This window comes from Chengkuizengella axinellae, assembly GCF_030730905.1.
GTDB lineage: Bacteria > Bacillota > Bacilli > Paenibacillales > KCTC-33759 > Chengkuizengella > Chengkuizengella axinellae.
In genome coordinates this window covers 233,768-248,835 of record NZ_JAVAMP010000003.1, presented here as the reverse complement: position 1 = coordinate 248,835, position 15,068 = coordinate 233,768, and the positions used below count along the sequence as shown (strand labels likewise).

The 15,068-nt window shown below is 32.8% G+C and carries 17 protein-coding genes; 4 read left to right on the top strand and 13 right to left on the bottom strand.

Going from position 1 to position 15,068, the window contains the following annotated elements; all coding sequences use genetic code 11:
- Window positions 1-5 precede the first annotated feature (5 nt).
- From Q5Y73_RS10770 to lipM, 7 genes are all read right to left on the bottom strand, one after another.
- On the bottom strand, window positions 6-1,187 hold the full coding sequence (locus Q5Y73_RS10770) for a BtrH N-terminal domain-containing protein (protein ID WP_305991896.1): 1,182 nt from the start codon (window positions 1,185-1,187) through the stop codon (window positions 6-8).
- A gap of 28 nt (window positions 1,188-1,215) precedes the next feature.
- Window positions 1,216-2,808 (bottom strand): bifunctional metallophosphatase/5'-nucleotidase, encoded by a 1,593-nt coding sequence (locus Q5Y73_RS10765; protein WP_305991895.1) that lies wholly within the window; start codon window positions 2,806-2,808, stop codon window positions 1,216-1,218.
- A 51-nt stretch (window positions 2,809-2,859) separates the two neighbouring features.
- Window positions 2,860-3,690 carry an ABC transporter permease gene (locus tag Q5Y73_RS10760; protein ID WP_305991894.1) on the bottom strand — a complete coding sequence of 277 codons (831 nt, stop codon included), beginning with the start codon at window positions 3,688-3,690 and terminating at the stop codon, window positions 2,860-2,862.
- Window positions 3,691-3,692: 2 nt separating this feature from the next.
- Window positions 3,693-4,481 (bottom strand): ABC transporter permease, encoded by a 789-nt coding sequence (locus Q5Y73_RS10755; RefSeq protein WP_305991893.1) that lies wholly within the window; start codon window positions 4,479-4,481, stop codon window positions 3,693-3,695.
- Entirely contained in the window at window positions 4,456-5,466 is a 1,011-nt protein-coding gene (locus tag Q5Y73_RS10750; RefSeq protein ID WP_305991892.1) for an ABC transporter ATP-binding protein, read from the bottom strand. Before Q5Y73_RS10750 ends, Q5Y73_RS10755 begins: the two co-directional genes overlap by 26 nt.
- Window positions 5,467-5,478: 12 nt before the next feature.
- Window positions 5,479-5,766 (bottom strand): acyl carrier protein, encoded by a 288-nt coding sequence (locus tag Q5Y73_RS10745; RefSeq protein ID WP_305991891.1) that lies wholly within the window; start codon window positions 5,764-5,766, stop codon window positions 5,479-5,481.
- A gap of 419 nt (window positions 5,767-6,185) precedes the next feature.
- A complete protein-coding gene (gene lipM, locus Q5Y73_RS10740) occupies window positions 6,186-7,028 on the bottom strand; it encodes an octanoyltransferase LipM (RefSeq protein WP_305991890.1) in 843 nt (280 codons plus the stop codon).
- Between the two features lie 176 nt (window positions 7,029-7,204).
- Between lipM and Q5Y73_RS10735 the strand changes: the two genes are divergently transcribed.
- The 3 genes from Q5Y73_RS10735 to Q5Y73_RS10725 all read left to right on the top strand — a co-directional run bounded on the left by Q5Y73_RS10735 (window position 7,205) and on the right by Q5Y73_RS10725 (window position 11,076).
- The gene (locus tag Q5Y73_RS10735; protein ID WP_305991889.1) at window positions 7,205-8,959 is read left to right on the top strand and encodes a DEAD/DEAH box helicase; all 1,755 of its coding nucleotides are present in this window, start codon (window positions 7,205-7,207) and stop codon (window positions 8,957-8,959) included.
- Complete coding sequence (locus Q5Y73_RS10730) at window positions 8,956-9,867, top strand: YqhG family protein (RefSeq protein ID WP_305991888.1); 912 nt, start codon at window positions 8,956-8,958, stop codon at window positions 9,865-9,867. Before Q5Y73_RS10735 ends, Q5Y73_RS10730 begins: the two co-directional genes overlap by 4 nt.
- A gap of 315 nt (window positions 9,868-10,182) precedes the next feature.
- A complete protein-coding gene (locus tag Q5Y73_RS10725) occupies window positions 10,183-11,076 on the top strand; it encodes a hypothetical protein (RefSeq protein WP_305991887.1) in 894 nt (297 codons plus the stop codon).
- Here Q5Y73_RS10725 and Q5Y73_RS10720 read toward each other — a convergent pair.
- The 6 genes from Q5Y73_RS10720 to Q5Y73_RS10695 form a co-directional block, all read right to left on the bottom strand.
- Window positions 11,042-11,242 carry a YqzE family protein gene (locus Q5Y73_RS10720; RefSeq protein ID WP_305991886.1) on the bottom strand — a complete coding sequence of 67 codons (201 nt, stop codon included), beginning with the start codon at window positions 11,240-11,242 and terminating at the stop codon, window positions 11,042-11,044. The two genes, Q5Y73_RS10725 and Q5Y73_RS10720, sit on opposite strands and share 35 nt — an antisense overlap.
- A gap of 73 nt (window positions 11,243-11,315) precedes the next feature.
- Window positions 11,316-11,507, bottom strand: coding sequence for an aspartyl-phosphate phosphatase Spo0E family protein (locus Q5Y73_RS10715; RefSeq protein ID WP_305991885.1), 192 nt, complete (start codon window positions 11,505-11,507; stop codon window positions 11,316-11,318).
- Between the two features lie 129 nt (window positions 11,508-11,636).
- The gene (locus Q5Y73_RS10710; protein WP_305991941.1) at window positions 11,637-11,858 is read right to left on the bottom strand and encodes a hypothetical protein; all 222 of its coding nucleotides are present in this window, start codon (window positions 11,856-11,858) and stop codon (window positions 11,637-11,639) included.
- Between the two features lie 143 nt (window positions 11,859-12,001).
- A complete protein-coding gene (locus Q5Y73_RS10705) occupies window positions 12,002-12,328 on the bottom strand; it encodes a hypothetical protein (protein WP_305991884.1) in 327 nt (108 codons plus the stop codon).
- Between the two features lie 93 nt (window positions 12,329-12,421).
- The gene (locus Q5Y73_RS10700; protein WP_305991883.1) at window positions 12,422-12,988 is read right to left on the bottom strand and encodes a xanthine phosphoribosyltransferase; all 567 of its coding nucleotides are present in this window, start codon (window positions 12,986-12,988) and stop codon (window positions 12,422-12,424) included.
- 73 nt (window positions 12,989-13,061) lie between these two features.
- Window positions 13,062-13,781 (bottom strand): hypothetical protein, encoded by a 720-nt coding sequence (locus Q5Y73_RS10695; RefSeq protein ID WP_371320189.1) that lies wholly within the window; start codon window positions 13,779-13,781, stop codon window positions 13,062-13,064.
- Between the two features lie 192 nt (window positions 13,782-13,973).
- Between Q5Y73_RS10695 and Q5Y73_RS10690 the strand changes: the two genes are divergently transcribed.
- Window positions 13,974-15,008, top strand: a complete 1,035-nt coding sequence (locus Q5Y73_RS10690) for a YkvI family membrane protein (RefSeq protein WP_305991882.1) — start codon at window positions 13,974-13,976, stop codon at window positions 15,006-15,008.
- Window positions 15,009-15,068: the final 60 nt, after the last annotated feature.

Below are 15,068 nucleotides of genomic sequence, written 5' to 3'. Positions count from 1 at the left end.
ATCCCTCACATTTCTTGATCCTTTATATTTTTTGATACGGTTACTAAATCACGGGTTAAACTTATATCTGTTAACTTATTAATGATTTCTCCCTCTATGTCTATTATGGAACTCAGCTGTCTAACAATATCATCTACTAATTTAATTGACTTCTTAATTCCTAGTTTTAAAGAAAGATTTGCACAAATATCCCATCGTTTTAATGCATTTTCAAGTTGTTCCAGCACCTCTCCCAAATCTTCTTTTTCAGCTAAATTAGATTCTTCCAAAAACACTTTAAAACGCATTCTACTTCTAGAAATGGACTTAAAGGCACTGTTATAGTATGTTTTAAATAAATAAGTTTCTCTTTCATCAAGCTTTCTATCCATGAATGACTCTTTTTTTAAAAGTAAATCCTTACGAAATGCTTCCATTCTGTTCAACCCGCATTCATGTCCTAGCACTTCTCTTTGGCCCTTCATTCGTTTACAACTTTCTAGAATAATGGAATAAATTCGCTCCACATTCATTTTGAAATCTGGATCTATATCTATTTCCATCCATAGATTTCTGATTTCTCTTTTGTATTCACCTACCATAGGGTTATTCAGTGGACACTCTGATAATCTGGATTGACTCATCTCATCCATCGAAATTTCTCCATCAAAATCACTACTTGAAAGTTTATATTTATCAATGATTTTCAAAGTTCTTTTTTCTTCATCGTACCCTGTCACAATGATCGCATGTAGTCCGTGTTCTCTTTGGTAAGCCCTATGGAAGTGCATATAAAATAAATCAACTGCAACAATTACGGGTTTATTCTCATCTATTCGTTCTTTTAATCTAGTAAAAGCGATATCTTGATCCTCATGAATGTACATATTAATTTGAACTTTGTCTTTATCCGTAACCTCATCAATTGGTGAGGTTTTATTAAACATTGATGTTGCAGGTAAATAAGCCAACTCAAGTGAAGAATTTAACTCTTCTTCACTAAATTCCACAGTAGGTGTAGCTCTAAAGAAGAAGTTAATCCCAATGTGCTCTGTCTGTTCGTCGTACATAAAATTTAAATAATCAGTCAGAATAAAGTTGGGGTTATTTCCCATGTAAGATAAAACTGTTGCATAAGCATTTGCAAAACAATCATTCACATGAGGTTCAAAATATCTTGGTACATTTTTAACTTCATATTGTTTCATCCTCAATCACCTCCTTAGATTAAAATATTTAGTTATACCTTTGATTCAATATCGTAATTCTTCCTTCAACCTGAGGAGATACCCTACTCTCTTTTTGGATATAATCGGCAAGTACCTCTCTTAATAGTTTTCCTCTACTGATTAAGTCAGCATCCTCGAACTCTTCAAAATCATCTCCACCATTGACTAAAAAATCATTAGTTGCAACCTTGTATAATGTGTTCTTATCTAGCGGTTTTCCATTCTTAATTACGTTGACCAACCTTTCACCAGCAGGTTTGGAGCCATCAAACTCATAATTGATTCCTGATACATGAAGAAATCCACCGTTATTCGAACCATTTGGCCACTCTCTTAATCCTCTTTCAAGTGCCTCATATATTTTTTCTCCTTTCATTTCAACTGTGACAAGTGAATTTACAAAAGGGAGTGGTTTGCCAATGTTGTATAAATTAATCGAACCTGACGGGATACTTTCTCGAATTCCCCCACCATTTAGTAAAGCGATCTCTGCATCTCCCTCTATTTTCATGGCATCTGTAATGAGGTTCGCTAGATTGGTTTCAGTTGATCTTACTTGTGAACGAATTCCATTTAAATCTACGGTTGATTCACCAACCACTTCTTTTCCCTGCTCCAATGCAATTTCATAATACACATTGGCAACTTCGGCAAGTTGTGTGTCTTCTCTCGAAAGATCCGTGGTTTGAAGGACTTCCCAAGCTACCTTCTCTACTCTTCCATCTTTAAAGTACATTTCTGCATGCCCTACATGGGTACTGTATCCACCAGCTTCAACAACATACGAATTTTTTACTTTTTCTGCTTCTTGATAGAGCCAATGATGATGGCCACTTAATACTAAATCAATGCCATCAACTTTCTGTACTAATTCTTTATCGACCTCATCCCCTAAATGTGATATGAGTATTATTGCATCAACCCCTTCTTCTTTTAATAAAGGTATAACCCTTTCAGAAGCGATCAGTGGGTCCTCAAACATGATCCCATTTGAATCTATTACATTCATGTTTGATTTTGATTCCGGAACGATAAGTCCAAATAATCCAATTTTTTTACCACCCACTTCTACGACTTTATACTGATCAAATACAAGTTCACCATCTTTATGAACATTTGCCGTTAGGATAGGGAATTGCAGTTCATTTTTAATTTCTATCATTCTTTCAAAACCAAAGTTGAAATCATGATTTCCTGCTACCATCGCATCATATCCCATTAAATTTGCAATCTTTACAATCCCTTCTCCTTCATTTATGTTGGCTTCATTTGTACCATGGAACATATCCCCACTATCCAGAAAGAGATGATTTGGATTACTCTCTTTTATTTCATCAACAATCGATTTCATTAAAGGCATTCCCATCTGATAATTCACTTCATCAACACTATAGTATCCACCATTAGCTTCCTCATAAATGATATGTCCGTGTATATCCGCTGTATTTACGATACTGATCTTTTGATCGTAATACCCTATCTTTAAGAGTACATCGTTAAAATTAATCGTTTTAATCAAGATGAACATCATGGCTGCAAACAAAATGAAACCTAACACAATCACATTTGTATATTTTTTTACACTCTGCTTCTCATTCAAACTCTCTCTCCTCTTTCCTATTAAAAAATACATCTATCACTTTCTTATCCTCTAATACATGGAATTTCCTGAGCTAGAATAACTTCTCACCCCCATTTTCCAAAACAAATAAACGATGAAAAACATTATGATGCCAACAAACGGAGTAAGATACATGTACCCTCCCCAGAAAAGCTCGATGTCTTCTTTTCCTAAATAATATTGAGCTGGGAAGTAATTCACAAAAGCAAATGGAATTACAAAAATCAGAATTTTCTGAATTATTGAAGGGTAAAAACTGATAGGATAACCTGCTATTCTCCTAGAATTAAAAAAGATTAAATTCCTCAAATTTTCTACCCTAATAGTCCAAAAGCTGAAACTTGCAGAAATCATAAAAATAGAAGCTTGAATGATTGCACCTCCAATTAAAGCAATAATGTAATAAATAATATTTTGGATGTTCCAATCAATCCCTACATTTGAGGCTGTGAACATGAAAAGAATAATCCCTACAATGCCATGTCCAAGTGTCGCAGGATAATCTACTCGAGATGCCACGATTTGAAACATTAATCCGAGCGGTCTAGTCAAAAAGCGATCGAATTCTCCAGAGTGAATCATATGATCAAAATCTCTTATTCCTGCAAATAGGAAGATAAATAGACTATAAGAGAGAAATAAAAAGCTGTACAAAAAAAACAATTCAAACAACTGCCAATCCTTGATATGAAGAAATCGTGTAAGGATGAGAAACATCACCACAACGCTAATCATTTCTCTGAAGAAAATAGCTAACGTAATAAAGGTGCGATCAAATTTATATTCCAGCATAGTTTTTAAGCTCAATTTTGAATACTGATAAAATATAATGAACAAATTCATGAGTGTATTTCCTCTCAAAACTATCCCCCCTGAACGACTAATTTTTTCGTCGCTGCCTTCCATAACAACTGACCAATGAGAAACAAGATGAAAATCCACATGACCTGTCGAAATAATGCTGAAAGAATTTCTTGCTCTGGAACCATGCCTAAATATACTCTAATTGGAATATAAAAAATGGCATCAAAGGGGGTTAATTTAATAAAATCAACCAACCATTCTGGCATAAACCAAAGGGGAATCATAGCACCTGATAAAATCATGACAGCTGCATCTTTAATGGTTACTAAACTGAACGTCCAATAAAACCAAAAAGAGCTGATCCATACGATAAAATTCAAATTGTATAAAACTAGATAACCTAACACTGCACTCAACAAAAAGTAACTAAAGTATAAAACTGAGAATGGACCTAATAAATTAAACAGAAAAATAGAGACAATAATAGCGGGAGTAAATTGCAAAAGCAGTCTAAAAACAACCGTGCCTATGTTATAGGAGAATACGTACCATCTGAAATGAATAGGTTTCAACATATCCATTGAAATGAGCCCGCTTCGAACTTTATTCTCTATAAAATATTCATCCATCATATAGACCATCTGCATTAGAAAGGAAATGATGATATACGTAACAATAATTTTAAACTGAACTCCTTCAATAGCCGCTTCCTCTTCATAAATTGCTTTCCAAATGTAGATATTCACTAATATCATGACAATGGCATTAATTACACCAGCAAAATAGTCCATTCGATACACAATACTATTTTGGAAGGATTTTTTAGCAAACTCCAGATAAACTCTCATTCAATTTAATCCCTCCTTGATAGATCTCTCTTATAATGCCATCGATTTCAGGTTCCTGAACCGTAATATCCAAAATTTCATATTGCTGACTTAATTTTTGAATAAGATACGAAACTTGGAAATCATCTTTTGCAAACTTAAAGTGTTTCTTATTCCCTTTTTCCTCTATTAGTTCCAGTCCCGACATAAGGATATTTTCATAATTTTGACCAAATTCAACAGATAGGATCCGATTGCCGCCATAAGTATCTTTGATTTCTTCAACGGTCCCATCATATATTTTTTTGCCATGGTCAATAATGATCATTCTATCGCAAGTTTTTTCAATATCTACCATGTCATGTGTTGTAAATAACATGGTTGTGTTTCGCTCTTTATTGATAAATTTCACAAATTCTCGTATTTTCTCTTTCGCTACGACGTCAAGACCAATTGTAGGTTCATCAAAAAAAATGATTTCAGGGTTATGGAGTAATGATGCTGCAATTTCTGCTCTCATTCGCTGTCCTAAGCTAAGCTGTCTAACAGGTTGTTTGATAAATTCATCCAGCCCTAAAATCTCACTAAAATGTTCAATATTTGATTTATGTATGTTCTCTGGGATCTTATAAATATATTTCAACAGATCAAATGTGTCGATCACAGGTAAATCCCACCATAGTTGCGACCTTTGGCCAAAAACAACACCCAATTTAGCTGTATTCAGTTTTCTATCTTTATATGGTGACAATCCCCCTATGGTTATTGATCCAGATGTAGGAACTAAAATTCCTGTCAGCATTTTAACAGTTGTGGATTTACCCGCCCCGTTAGGTCCAATAAAACCTACTGTCTCTCCTTCTTCAATGGTGAAATTAATTCCATCCACTGCACTTTTCATCGTATACTCAGGAATCAACAAACTTTTAATGGAACCGATCAAACCTTTATTTCTTATATTTACTTTGTATTCTTTCACTAAATCATGAACTTCAATGAAAGCCATCTTATTCCCCCTTTATACAACTTGCTTAAGTTTTTTTTCTACAATTGCACACAATTTGTTAATGGTATTTAAATTATCGATTAACAATTCATCGTCATTAAATACGACAGAAAATTTTTCTTCAATGCTAACAACAATCTCCATACAATTTATGGAATCCATACCAACTATGTTTAATAATTCATCACCAGACATCCTTCTCATTTCTTCAGGGTTTTTGTTTAAAACCTCAGAGACACTATCTGCTATTTGTTCTTTTAAATTCAATTCATGTTCAACTCCTTTGATTATCGATTTCAATTATGGACATCTCATCCAGAAACTTTAAACAAGTTATCCAAAAAATGTTTTTGATTTCATAATCCATATCATAAAGTTGATTCATGTTGGAAAACTAGATGTCATTAGTCATGTTTTTTTAACCATTAGTCATGGAGACATAGATCTGTCATCACATTTGACTTCGTAATAATTAATTCACTTCAATGCATATTAATTCATTTTTAAACAATAACTCATATATAATTTCTATAATCAACAAGGATGAAAGCGTATTTATGAAAAAATATACTTTTTAACTTTTGAATAAAAATAAAAATAGACGTATGGGCTTTTTTATTATCCACACGTCTATTTTTCAACTTGTATTTTTTTCTTTCATTAAAATTAGAAATATAATAAAATTTTACAAAAAATGTTTTATTTTGCTTTTGAGTTTTCTATTTCCTGTAATTCCAGTCATCATTTCCGTATTTTTCTTCCACTAATTGATCAACAAGTTCTAATTCATATGAGGTTAATTGTTCCTCCTCCAATTCGATATCCATCCCTTTACTAATTCCTGCTTTAAAAGCAGCTTCCACTTCCATAAGTGAAACTGAATCTAAAGATACATCACGTCTTAAATCATTAATCGCTACTGCTTTTTTTGTGAAAGATTCTTTCAAACGTTTTTTGATCTTAGGGTTGGAATACTTTAATAAATCAAACAACAAATCAATATCCATTTCTAATAAAATAGACCCGTGCTGTAATACTACGCCTTTTTGCCTTGTTTGGGCACTACCTGCAATTTTGCGACCTTCAACGACTAATTCATACCAAGAAGGAGAATCAAAACATGCTGAAGAGCTTGCAGAAGCGTACTTCTGTTTTTCTTCTTCGGTAGCTAAATTCACCATTTCAGCCCTTAGATCAAGTGATTGAAAACCATACAACAAACCTTGGCTAAGAACTCGATAAGCTTCATTTACTGTTTTAGGCAATCCTGGATAACTCTCTGAAACAATCATACTATACGTTAATTCTTGATCATGTAATACAGCTCTTCCACCTGTTTGACGTCGGACGAATCCAATTCCCTTATTTTTAACTGCCTCTAAATCTATTTCCTCTGATTTTTGAAAATATCCTATTGACAACGTCGCTGGATTCCATCCATAGAAACGTAATGTAGGTGGAACTTTCCCTTCACTATGTGCGATTAGAATGGCTTCATCTATTGCCATATTCTCAGCAGGTGAATAATTAGCAGATTGAATAAAACGCCATTTGTTTTTCATATTTATTATCCTCTCTATATAAAACATTCAAAGATTCGCTACAAAAATTGACTTCACTTTCTGGGGTATGCTCGTATTATATCAAACTAGAAAATAGTTATGAAAGTCTTTGAATTGGTGCATACTAAGAAAACTAAATATTCTTACATAGATTATTCATTCTAGGAGGGTGCAAATTGAATTCAAAGGATCAAACGAAACAAACATACTCACTCAATGAACACCTTCAGATTCATTTTGATCAATCTTGGATAACAGATATCAAAAAACGATTTGAATCCAACGGTCCATGGGATGATTGGAATTTATATCAACTAGCATATGAATCTGGAAACTCCAGGCTTATTACTGATTTCGATGAACTGCAATCCCTTTATCAACTTTCAAACATAGAGCCTATGCCGCATCAAATTTCAACAGCCAAAAAAGTACTTACAGAGATGCGAGGCCGTGCAATTTTAGCAGATGAAGTAGGACTAGGAAAAACAATTGAAGCAGGATTGATTTTAAAAGAATATATGATTCGTCAGCTTGTAAAAAAAGTACTCATTCTTGTACCAGCTTCACTTGTTTTACAATGGGTCAGAGAATTAAATCAGAAATTCAATATCCCTGCTGTGGCGCAAAAAAAAGCCTACATGTGGGATCAATATGACATAATAGTAGCTTCGGTGGACACTGCAAAACGTAATCCCCATCGAGATATTGTATTAGATAAAGAGTATGACATGTTAATCGTTGATGAAGCACATAAATTAAAAAATAAAAAAACGACAAACTATCAATTCATCAATTCAATTAGAAAGAAATATTGTCTGTTACTTACAGCTACTCCAATCCAAAATGATCTAAAAGAACTATACAATTTAATTACCATTTTAAAACCTGGACAATTAGGCAATGATAGTCAGTTTAAATCTAACTATGTCGTAGATAAAAGAATTCCAAAAAATGAATCCCAACTTCGTGAAGAACTCACTAGTGTCATGATACGTAATCGTAGAAGTGATGGCCAATTAGATTTAACAAAGAGAAATGTGAGAAATATTCCTCTCAAATTATCAGAAGAAGAATATGACCTGTATACTTCTGTAACCGATTTTGTAAGAAAAAGAACGGAGGAAAACAATGGTGCAATGGGATTTTTGTTTTCATTAATCACATTGCAGCGTGAAGTATGCAGCAGTAGAGATGCAGTATTTGTTACACTTGTGAATCTTTTCAAAAAAACCACTGAGGACTCTCCAATTAGAGAAATGATATGGGCGCTTGTGGATAAAATCAAAAAGATCAACAGTCATACAAAAGCAAAAAGCAGCCTAGAATTAGTTCAACAAATCAATGATAAAGTCATTATATTTACAGAATATCGAGCGACTCAGGAATACTTGTTAAATTTTTTGAAAGAGCACCAGATTGTCTCTGTTCCTTACAGAGGAGGAATGAATCGTGGAAAAAAAGATTGGATGATGGATTTATTCCGCAAAAGAGCACAGGTGATGGTAGCCACAGAAGCAGGTGGAGAAGGAATTAACCTTCAATTTTGTAATCATGTCATTAATTATGATTTGCCGTGGAATCCTATGCGTGTTGAACAAAGAATAGGAAGAGTACATAGACTTGGTCAAAAAAATGATGTCCATATATACAATTTATTTACAAAAGGCACTATCGAAGAGCATATTTTACATTTATTACATGAAAAAATAAATTTATTTGAAACCGTAGTTGGAGGTCTTGATCTCATATTAGAAAGATTAGAAAAAAATTCATCAATCGAGAAAAACTTATACAAAATTATATTGGAATCACAAAACGAACGAGAAATTCATAATAAGTTTAATGAATTAGGTGATTCATTTTCTAGAGTACAAACGGAAGTTTACGGTGAAAAGGAATTCAATCAAATAGAACCAGAGGCGAGTCCATGAATAAAGAACAAGTTCATGAATATGTAATGAAATATTTAGAATCCAAGCAGTGCCAAATTATCGAAAAAGCTCCAGATCATGTTGTTGCTCAACTATCACCAGAAGCAGACAGAGAGCTAACCAACCGACATTATTATTGGAACTTTGTTGAGCGTACTGGTGCTCCCCCTGAAACAATGAGATTGACATTTGTTTTTGACGCAGAAACATATGAACAAACAAAATCAAAAAATAAACAACAAGAAAAAGAATCAATGAGTCAATCAGACACCATTCTAGGCAGATACTTAGGGATTAGTCCTCTATCTGGAAATCAAAGATCCATTCAACAGGATATGACGTATGGAAGTCAAAAATTAGAGCAAGTATTTCACGTTGTTGGACAAAAGGGGAGATATGTGAATTTATATGAAGTTCCTAATAAAACTTCAGTTTCAGAGTCAATTGCATATATGTCCTGGTTAGGGGTCAATTTTATAGTTGAATTCACTTGCGACTTGAAACGTTCAGAAATACACTCGTTAGGGATTTGCTTATCTACAGGTGAGATTAGAACACAATTCCACGAAAGTATCTTAAAAAAGGATTTAACAGCAAAAATGCCTCCTAATACACATGTTCGACCCATGATATCTTTGGATAGAGCTATTTCTGAATTACATAAAAACATTGTTGATAAGGTCAAAGTTTTAGATCAAGGTTGGGCTGTGAGAGCTCACGAAAGACTTCGTGAAGAGATTATAAGAATAGAAACCTATTATTCAAATTTAGTGGATGCTGCTGAGGAGGAAGATAAAAACGAAATCAATATTTTATTTAAAAATCGTTTAGAAGAAATAAGACAGCAATATGAACCTAAGATCCAAGTTTCCATCATCAACTGTGGTTTCTTTTCTTTATTAATATAACAAAAACTCCTATCGGAGATTCTCGGAGTAAATTCTTAAGTTATAAGAAAATCCTACAAAAAAACATAAAAATAGTGCTTAATGTACCGACACAGAGTTACAAACTTTTATACTTCTTTTGCTATAAAATAAATGGACAAGCATAATAATACCCACAATAATTATGCTTTCAGCACAGGAAGTGCTGATCCTACGTTGGTCACATGGATGTGACTGAATTTAAGTAGGGTTCGGGACCCCACAACAAAACAATCACAAAAAGTGAAGTGAAATTTGTAGCAAAAAATAAAATTTTAAATAATGGTTGGTGAAAAGATGTTCAAAACTCTTCGATTAAATATTACAGTAATTTTACTAATAAGTTGTTTAACTATAATAAGTCACTCTATGGTTAGCGCATCTACAAATCTAAATATGCAACCTCAAGTATCCTTTGAGGAAAACATTAGTAATTGGATTAAAACATTAAAAAAACAGGATGGTTTTGGGGAATGGGAATATGCAACATGGAAAAGTTATGCTCTAGGACCCGGCACACATAATAAATTAGTCATCTTATCAAATCAAAATACAAAGAAAGAAATTGGTTATCTAGTAATAGGAGCTGATTCGGAAGGTCATTATAAATTAGTGGAATATGGTGTTGGGGAATACCCCCTATTTAGTTTAAATACCTTACAAACAACATTTGATGTGACTTATCTTAAAGATTTACAAATACCCGAAGTAAAAGATACGCAGTTGGAACAATATGCAGAGCGTTTATACCCAAATGCTTTAGAAGCGATTTGGAAAGTAAATATCGAACCTTACACTTTTTACATTGATGCAAAATCAGGTGAAATTTATCCAATTGATTCAGAATCTATTAATGAATCACCAAGAGAAATAAACTATAATCTCTATGCAGGAGCAACTTCCTACATACAACAAAGTTTAGAAAAAGAAATCTTTGACCCGTTCGAAAAACTTCCATGGGTTTTTAACGAGCCTCAACTTATAAGTAATGACGAGGAATTTCAAATAGCAGTGCATAATCAAGAGGAGATAACATACACAGAAAAATTGTTTCAAAAGGAAGTGCGTATACCTTTAGCAGTTGTTGGATATCATAGGTGGGATGAAGGTCAACTATATATCGCTTTAGAGCAAAATGGGGTAAGATATATACATTTTATGTCTCTTTATCCTTATGGGCAGTTCTTTTAAACAACAAATTTACTGCAATTGGCACCATACCAAACCATTTGGTTTCCCAAGTTTCTTTGTGTTGTTCGTCTTGACGACTTTTATTTCGAATTTCTTTAGGTGTATTCATATACCTTACCACTTTTACTGTTATGTCCTTTAATAATTCCTCACCAGAATTTGCCATCTAATTTCTCTCCTTTAAGGTTATCAACACTATTTAGTATTATTGTACCCAAAAATGGAGAAGATTAATTTTTTTAAGCTGACTGATGTTTATTTGGTATCGATTTCTTGATTTGCTTCATCATTTGTAATTGAATAATGAAATTGTCCAATTGCTGACTAACAGCAAGAACATGGTCATCTACAAAATCTTCCTTATTTTTAATTAAAACCGTAAGCTGATGTCGTAATTCTTCAATTTTTTTGTTTAATTGCTTTTCTTGCATCGATCATTCTACTCCTATTCTCAAAATGTGACTTTAACCATTATAATACAAGTTGTATGTAGAAATTTGGAGAAAATTGTCGTTTGTGTTAATTTTTTTTTATTTTTTTTATGGTTTTTATTTTCTTTATTATTTTTCGTTTCCATCTCCTGCCCGTTGATCTTCATAAGGTTGATATATATAATCTCGCGACAGTTTAACAATTTTTCGATTTCGTCTACGAATCATCACTGATTCATCATTCCAAGCAACTACAATTCCTTTGACATCATTTTTTTCATCTCTATCTCGGATAACTCTTACCAAGATACCACTTAAGCGATATTCATTTAATTGCTCATCATTAATCATCATTTTGTCTTCTCCTACAATTTCCCAAAAAATAAAATTTGGAATTTTTTATTTGTGAAAAAAAAGATCTAAATGAAATCATTTAGACCTTTTCTAAACTTATTTATTTTTGAGTCACTTGTTGTTAACTTAAAATTCATTCTTTAACCTACATGTTCCTTCGAATCATTTTTTTCAAACCAATCGTCTAAAACCTTACTTGACATAACTCGTTCTTCAATATACTGAACCTGCTGTTTTGAAAAGTGGCTTCTCCAATCAAATGATAAGTCTTCACTAAGACTGACAATTGTCAATAATTCTGACCAAGCAACATATCTTTTATACCAGAAAAATTGAGGATGTTCAATCATATAGGGATACAAATCATCAAACTCAGTATGTTTACAGTCAAGAGCGCGCTCAAAATGTGTTTTAGCCCCTAATAACTTCTTCACAAAATACTCTAATAAATCATTATCTTTCCCCATAACGTTTTGCCTCCTCTCATCATCTTATCATTATTATAAAGGAAAAAAGTACGATAGAAAAGGTTTAATAAAATGAAATTTCTTCATTTCCTATTACGCTAAGACGATAATTCCATTTTCTAAAGAATTGATTTGTACAAGAGATTCGACTCTAATATCTTTTTTACGTATTTCTTTTGCCCCTGATTGGAATGCTTTTTCAATAACGATTCCAGCTCCTGTAAGTTGTGCTCCTGAACGATGAATAATATTAATGAGTCCTTTTAAAGCATCTCCGTTTGCAATAATATCATCAATAATTAAGATTCGATCTATGGGTTGTATAAATTCACTAGAAACTACGATATCTGTAACGATTCCTTTAGTAAAGGAAGGAACACGTTCACAGTATATATTGTCTGACATCAGTGTTTTTTTTCTACGAGCAAAAACCAAGGGCACTTCCAATGCTAATGCTGTAGCATAGGCCACTGAAATTCCAGACGATTCAATGGTAAGCACTTTTGTAATTTCTTGATCATGAAACCGAGCTGCAAACTCAACTCCTAATTGCTGGATTAATTTAGGATCCACCTGATGATTTAATATGGAGTCTAAATTAAGCACATTATCTGATACTATCTTTCCTTCATTTTGAATTCTTTGTTTTAAATATTCCATAATTATGAACCTCCATATATTCAATTCTCCTGATGTTTAAATATTTAACTTCATTTTATCACATGAACCTATTTTATTTAAAATCATCAAACATTTCAGTGATATTCTTCATCTTTCTCATTTGTTGTTCCATTAGTATTTTTTTAGGTTTAATAAAACCGTCTCGAAAATAGTATTTTCGTCTTTCGGAGGCAAACTGCTGCTTCACATATTTGCGAAAAGGGAAATTTTGATATCTTTTGGGATTGTAATTTAACCATCCCTTTAAAGCAGGATAATCATAAATCCTTCCTTCGAATATTAATTCCAAATTATCTACATTTCTGAAATCGTCTGGAGTTACTAACGAGCTCTTTTTTTGAAATAATTGTACACCACTTCGCCTCAATATTTCAGCTACAAATTGTGAACAAAAATAGGATGCAGGGATATCTATTGCTTTATTAAGTGGAACACCAAATAGCCCAATAAAATTATAAAAGTACTTGCTGCTGTTTTTTTCGAACACAGAAATATATCTTAACAGTTTTTTAAATTCACTCTCACCAATGTTTAGTTTATAAATCGCACAGGTTGTTTCTGGATACCAACTAAATGTTCCTTTTATAAAGTCCTCTTGCACAAAACCTCCATTAAAAGGATTATCAGGTTGTTTTCTTCCGAAGCTAAACACTTTTTTTAAACCCTCGTCTATAGAAATTGAAGCATGATTATAAGGGGCATTTGTAACAGATTTAATAGCTCGAGTCAACATCGTTCCTGTGTTGGTTAATATTATATATATGGTTCTCACCCTACTCGTTTCCTTTCCTAGGTAAATATCCAAGCCACCTACTTCTATTGTAGAACTTGTACTCATAAGATTAATTATATTAGAGGTTGTTCAAAAAGTCCCTAGTAAATATAAAGTAAATCTTGGGGACATGATGCTGAAAATTGAGCAAGTACTATTATACAAGTTGTACGAGAGGCGGGAACACTTTGTATGGATCAATTTAAAAAAATCATTCAAGTTGCCTTCACTTATATGGGGACAATTGTTGGAGCTGGGTTTGCAACGGGACAAGAAATATTAACTTTTTTTACACAATTTGGTTCCATAGCGACATTAACTATATTTATTTCTAGTATTATGTTTATTTGGCTAGGTACAAAAATTATGATTTTTGCTCATGATATAGGTGCTAAATCCTATGAGGATCTTAATAAATTATTATTTGGAGAACGTTTAGGCGAGTGGATCAGCTTTTTTATATTAGTCGTTTTGTTCGCGATCACTTCCGTTATGTTAGCTGGGGGTGGTTCAATTTTCCATGAACATTTTCATCTTTCCTATCAAATTGGTTTGTGGTTTACAATACTTCTTGCTTATTTAGTCTTATTAAAAGGAATTAATGCGATTTTAATCGTTAATTCCATCGTTGTACCTTTAATTTTATTATTCACAGTCATCCTTATCTTCACAACTATACAATCTCCAAATGCAGGGAATTGGCTCCATCGTACAGCTGAACCCAATCCACTCAGAGTATGGCTTTCTCCTTTTTTATATATTGGTTTTAATTTATCTTTAGCCCAAGCCGTTTTAGTTCCTATCGGATCACAAATTAAAGATAAAAAAATAGTTTATTGGGGAGGTATTGTTGGAGGATTGGGAATAGGTTTGATGCTATTAGCAGGCCATTTTGCCTTATCCGCACAAATGCCAGGTATTACTCAATTTGAAATTCCTATGGGGATGCTGATCGTTGATTTAGGAAAAGCAATCCAATTTTTATTTTTACTAGTCATCTATGCTGAAATATTTACTACTTTTATTGCAAACATATATGGCCTTACGCTACAAATTAAACAAAGAACCTCATTGCATCATCAAAAAATTATGATTGCCATTTTAATTATAGGTTATTTTATTAGTCAAATTGGATTTAGCACTTTATTATCTACTTTATATCCATTATTCGGATTTTTGAGTTTAGGTTGGTTATGGATGATAATGAAAACTAAACCACAAGTATGAAAAAAATTTAGGCTCAACATTTTCATAAGCAAAAATCTTTGTTATAATACCCACAATATG

What these genes read in the sequence shown, in the direction of transcription:
- Q5Y73_RS10770 (WP_305991896.1), bottom strand. Translation starts at nt 1,187, where the DNA reads ATGAAACAATATGAAGTTAAAAATGTACCAAGATATTTTGAACCTCAT.
- Q5Y73_RS10755 (WP_305991893.1), bottom strand. Translation starts at nt 4,481, where the DNA reads ATGAGAGTTTATCTGGAGTTTGCTAAAAAATCCTTCCAAAATAGTATT.
- Q5Y73_RS10750 (WP_305991892.1), bottom strand. Translation starts at nt 5,466, where the DNA reads ATGGCTTTCATTGAAGTTCATGATTTAGTGAAAGAATACAAAGTAAAT.
- lipM (WP_305991890.1), bottom strand. Translation starts at nt 7,028, where the DNA reads ATGAAAAACAAATGGCGTTTTATTCAATCTGCTAATTATTCACCTGCT.
- Q5Y73_RS10730 (WP_305991888.1), top strand. Translation starts at nt 8,956, where the DNA reads ATGAATAAAGAACAAGTTCATGAATATGTAATGAAATATTTAGAATCC.
- Q5Y73_RS10725 (WP_305991887.1), top strand. Translation starts at nt 10,183, where the DNA reads ATGTTCAAAACTCTTCGATTAAATATTACAGTAATTTTACTAATAAGT.
- Q5Y73_RS10720 (WP_305991886.1), bottom strand. Translation starts at nt 11,242, where the DNA reads ATGGCAAATTCTGGTGAGGAATTATTAAAGGACATAACAGTAAAAGTG.
- Q5Y73_RS10715 (WP_305991885.1), bottom strand. Translation starts at nt 11,507, where the DNA reads ATGCAAGAAAAGCAATTAAACAAAAAAATTGAAGAATTACGACATCAG.
- Q5Y73_RS10710 (WP_305991941.1), bottom strand. Translation starts at nt 11,858, where the DNA reads ATGATTAATGATGAGCAATTAAATGAATATCGCTTAAGTGGTATCTTG.
- Q5Y73_RS10705 (WP_305991884.1), bottom strand. Translation starts at nt 12,328, where the DNA reads ATGGGGAAAGATAATGATTTATTAGAGTATTTTGTGAAGAAGTTATTA.
- Q5Y73_RS10700 (WP_305991883.1), bottom strand. Translation starts at nt 12,988, where the DNA reads ATGGAATATTTAAAACAAAGAATTCAAAATGAAGGAAAGATAGTATCA.
- Q5Y73_RS10690 (WP_305991882.1), top strand. Translation starts at nt 13,974, where the DNA reads ATGGATCAATTTAAAAAAATCATTCAAGTTGCCTTCACTTATATGGGG.